Annotated in this window: 3 protein-coding genes; all 3 read left to right on the top strand. The window is 75.5% G+C overall.

Going from position 1 to position 4,151, the window contains the following annotated elements:
- Positions 1-73: 73 nt before the first annotated feature.
- The 3 genes from KBX39_RS24935 to KBX39_RS24925 are packed head-to-tail and all read left to right on the top strand — an operon-like array spanning position 74 to position 4,042.
- Positions 74-1,375: an enolase C-terminal domain-like protein gene (locus tag KBX39_RS24935; RefSeq protein ID WP_210872789.1), complete on the top strand. Its 1,302-nt coding sequence runs from the start codon at positions 74-76 to the stop codon at positions 1,373-1,375.
- The gene (locus tag KBX39_RS24930; RefSeq protein ID WP_210872787.1) at positions 1,366-2,850 is read left to right on the top strand and encodes a mannitol dehydrogenase family protein; all 1,485 of its coding nucleotides are present in this window, start codon (positions 1,366-1,368) and stop codon (positions 2,848-2,850) included. The genes KBX39_RS24935 and KBX39_RS24930 overlap by 10 nt, the downstream gene beginning before the upstream one ends.
- Positions 2,851-2,875: 25 nt before the next feature.
- On the top strand, positions 2,876-4,042 hold the full coding sequence (locus tag KBX39_RS24925) for a Gfo/Idh/MocA family oxidoreductase (protein WP_210872785.1): 1,167 nt from the start codon (positions 2,876-2,878) through the stop codon (positions 4,040-4,042).
- The last annotated feature ends 109 nt before the right edge of the window (positions 4,043-4,151 follow it).

The raw sequence follows: 4,151 nt of genomic DNA, 5'->3' as shown, positions 1-4,151 counted from the left end.
AGGCCGCCGAGACGATCGTCGACCTGGCGTACCGGCTGCCGAAGCAGGTCTTCAAGTTCGGAGGTGGGCCTTCATGACCAGGATCCTTGACGTCGAGGTGCACGACGTGCGCTTCCCCACCGCCGCCAGCGGCGACGGCTCGGACGCGATAAACCGGGGCGACTACTCGGCCACGTACGTGGAGCTGACCACCGACGGCGGGCCGACCGGTACCGGGTTCACGTTCACCAACGGCCGGGGCAACGAGATCACCTGCGCGGCGGTCCGCGCGCTCGCCCACCACGTACGCGGACGCACCGTCGCCGAGATCGCCGCCGAACCCGTCGCGTTCTGGCGCTCCCTGGCCGCCGACGTGCAGCTGCGCTGGCTGGGCCCGGAGAAAGGCGTGATCCACATGGCCACCGGCGCGCTCGTCAACGCGGTCTGGGACCTGCGCGCCAAGCTCGCCGGCAAGCCGATGTGGCGCCTCCTCGCCGAGATGCCCACCGACGAGCTGGTCGCGACTGTCGACTTCCACCACATCACCGACGCGCTCACCCCGGACGAGGCGGCGGCCATCCTCGACAAGGGCCGCGACGGCCTGGCCGACCGGCTCGCCGGGCTGGAACGCGACGGGTTCCCCTCGTACACCACGTCGGTGGGCTGGCTCGGCTACCCGGACGAGCAGGTGCGCGCGCTGACCCGCGACGCGTACGCCGCCGGGTGGCGCGCGATGAAGATGAAGGTCGGCGGGCGGATCGAGGACGACCTGCGGCGGGCCCGGATCATCAGGGCCGAGATCGGCCCGGACGCGCTGCTGATGATGGACGCCAACCAGGTGTGGGACGTGGACGAGGCGATCGCCGCGATGGGCGTGCTCGCCGAGGTCGACCCGTACTGGATCGAGGAGCCCACGCACGCCGACGACGTACTCGGCCACGCCCGGATCGCCCGCGCGGTCACCGAGCTGACCGGCGGACGCTGCCGGGTCGCCACCGGCGAGGTCGCCGCCAACAAGGTCATCTTCAAGCAGCTGCTCCAGGCCGAGGCGATCGGCGTGATGCAGATCGACGCCTGCCGCGTCGGCGGCGTGGACGAGGTGCTCGCCGAGCTGCTGCTGGCGGCGAAATTCGGCGTGCCGGTCTGCCCGCACGCGGGCGGCGTGGGCCTGTGCGAGTACGTGCAGCATCTCGCGATCTTCGACCACCTGCGGGTCGGCACGAGCCTGGACGGCCGCATGGTCGAGTACGTCGACCACCTGCACGAGCACTTCACCGACCCGGTTCGCACCCGGGGCGGGCGCTACCTGGTGCCCACCGTGCCCGGCTACAGCTCCACCATGCGCCCGGAGTCGATCGCGCGGTTCCGCTTCCCGGACGGCCCGGCATGGCGCTGACCCCCGACCGGCTCGGCCTGGCCACGCTACGCCACCTGCCGCCGGAGTCCCGGCCGCTGCTGCGCCCCGGCACCGTGCCGGCCGGCATCGTCCACCTCGGCGTCGGCGCGTTCCACCGCGCCCACCAGGCGGTGCACACCGAGGCGGCGGTCGGCGCGGCCGGCGGCGACTGGGGCATCATCGGCGTCGCGCCGCGCAGCACCGACGTGGTCGACGCCCTGGCCGCGCAGGACTGCCTGTTCAGCGTCACCACGCTCGCCCCCGACGCCGCGGCCACCCGGGTGGTCGGCGCGCTCGCCGGGGTACGGCACGCCGCGAGTGACCCGGACGCGGTGGTCGGCCTGCTCGCCGACCCGGCGATCCGGGTGGTCACGCTGACGGTGACCGAGAAGGCGTACCGGCTCGACCCGGTGACCGCAGCGCTGACGGTGGACGCGGACCTGACCGCCGACCTCACCACCGGCCGTCCCCCGCGTACCGTGCCCGGTCTGCTGGTGCGCGGGCTGCTCGCCCGCGCCGCCGCCGACGCCGGGCCGATCGCGCTGGTGAGCTGCGACAACCTGCCCGCCAACGGACGCCGTCTGCGCGGGCTGGTGGAGCAGTGCCTCGCGCTGGCCCGGGTGCCGGACGCGAGCGCCGAACGGGTGCTCACCGCCGTCACCTGCCCCGGCACCATGGTCGACCGGATCGTGCCGGCCGCCACCGACGAGACCCGGGACACCGCGCGCCGGGCGCTGGGCGTGACCGACCTGGCGGCCATCGCCGCCGAACCGTGGTCGCAGTGGGTGATCGAGGACGACTTCCCCGGCGGCCGACCGGCCTGGGAGCGGTCCGGCGCGGTGCTCACCGACGACGCCGGCCCGTGGGAGCGGCTGAAACTGCGGGCCCTCAACGGCGTGCACTCGGCCACCGCGTACCTGGGCGCGCTCGCCGGCGCGGAGACGGTGGCCGAGGCGCTGACGCTGCCGCACCTGGAGGCGGTGCTGCGGCGGCTGGTCGCCGAGGACATCACGCCGAGCTTCACCCCGCCGGCCGGCGTCGACGTGAGCGCCTACGGCGAGCAGGTGCTCGCTCGCTTCGCCAACCCCGCGATCCGGTACCGGACGACGCAGGTCGCCATGGACGGCTCGCAGAAGCTGCCGCAGCGGGTGCTGCACACCGTCGCCGACCTGCGGGCGGCCGGCCGGTCGGCGCGGTGGAGCGCGCTCGTGGTGGCCGCCTGGCTGCGGTTCCTGCTCGGGTACGCCGACGACGGCCGGCCGCTGCCGCTGGACGACCCGCTCGCCGACCGGCTGCGCGCCACCCACGCCGCCGGAGCGCACACCCCGGCCGGGGTGGTGGACGCGGTCTTCGCGCTGCGCGAGGTGTTCCCGCCCGACCTGGCCGCCGACGACGAGTTCCGCGCCGACGTGACCGGCTGGCTCACCGCGCTGGAACGCCACGGCGTCCGGGCCACGCTGGCGGACGCCCGGTGACCGGGAGCACGCCGGGCGGCGCCCGGTGAGCGCCGGCGGGCCGCCACGGGTGGCGTTGATCGGGGCGAACGGGCACGGCCGCTGGCACCGCCGGACCATCGCGGAACTGCACGCGGCCGGGCGGGCGCGCCTGGTGGCGCTGGTCGACGTACGCCCGCTGGATGCCGAACCGGACGCGCCGGTCCCGCCGGAGGCGGCCGTTTTCACCGACCACCGGGCCATGCTCGCCGAGTCCCGGCCCGACGTGGTGGTGATCTGCACGCCGCCGCACACCCACCTGCCGATCGCGCTCGACGCGCTCGCCGCCGGGGCGGACCTGCTGCTGGAGAAGCCGCCGGTGCTCGACCTCGCCGAACACCTGACGCTCACCGCCGCCGCGGACGCCGCCGGCCGGGCCGTGCAGGTCAACTTCCAGGCGCTCGGCTCGGCCGCGCTGACCGAACTGACCGGCGCGCTCGGGCGGCTCGGCCCGGTCACCGGCATCGCCACACTCGCCGCCTGGCAACGCCCGGACGCCTACTACGCCCGCTCCCCGTGGGCCGGGCGACGCACCGTCGACGGCCGCCCGGCGCTGGACGGAGCGCTCGCCAACCCGCTCGCCCACGCGCTCATGCAGTGCCTCGCCGTCGCCGAATCGGTCACCGGCGCACCCGTCCGCCCCGCCCGGATCGCCGTGGAGCGCTACCGGGTGCGCCCGATCGAGGTGGACGACACCACAGTGCTGCGACTGACCCCGCACGCCGGGCCGCCCGTGCTGGCCGCGCTCACCCTCGCCGCCGAGGAACACGTACCCGGGGAGGTGCTGGTCACCGGTGAGCGGGGCCGGGCGGTGCTGGAGTACCCCACCGACCGGCTGCGGCTACCCGGCGACGACACGCCACGCCCGGTGCCCGGCCGCCGCGGGCTGCTGGCGAACCTGCTCGACCACCGCGCGGACGGCACGCCGCTGATCGCGCCGCTGGCGCGTACCGAACCGTTCACCGCGGTGCTGGACGCGCTGCGGGACGCGCCCGTTCCGACGCTGCTCGACGGGGACCTGGTGCGCGTGGCGGGCGACGGCCCGCAGCGGGTGCGGATGGTGCGGGGCGTCGGCGCGGTGCTGCGGACCGCCGCGCAGACCGGCGCGCTGCCGTCCGAGGCGGGCGTGCCGTGGGCGGTCACGCCGTACGTGGTGGACCTGCCCGCGCAGTGAATGTCCCTCCAGGAGAACGGAACGAGTCATGCGTACCCGAACCGCAGTCGTCGCGGCGCTGACCGCCCCGCGCCTCCACACCACCCCCGCCCCCCCGCCCGCCGCACCC

Source organism: Micromonospora sp. D75 (genome assembly GCF_018070405.1).
Taxonomy (GTDB): Bacteria; Actinomycetota; Actinomycetes; order Mycobacteriales; family Micromonosporaceae; genus Micromonospora; species Micromonospora chalcea.
Note: the sequence above shows the minus strand (reverse complement) of the source record. Positions and strands in the feature narration are given on the sequence as shown.

Coding starts and splice junctions, on each gene's coding strand:
- KBX39_RS24935 (WP_210872789.1), top strand. CDS start 74: ATGACCAGGATCCTTGACGTCGAGGTGCACGACGTGCGCTTCCCCACC.
- KBX39_RS24930 (WP_210872787.1), top strand. CDS start 1,366: ATGGCGCTGACCCCCGACCGGCTCGGCCTGGCCACGCTACGCCACCTG.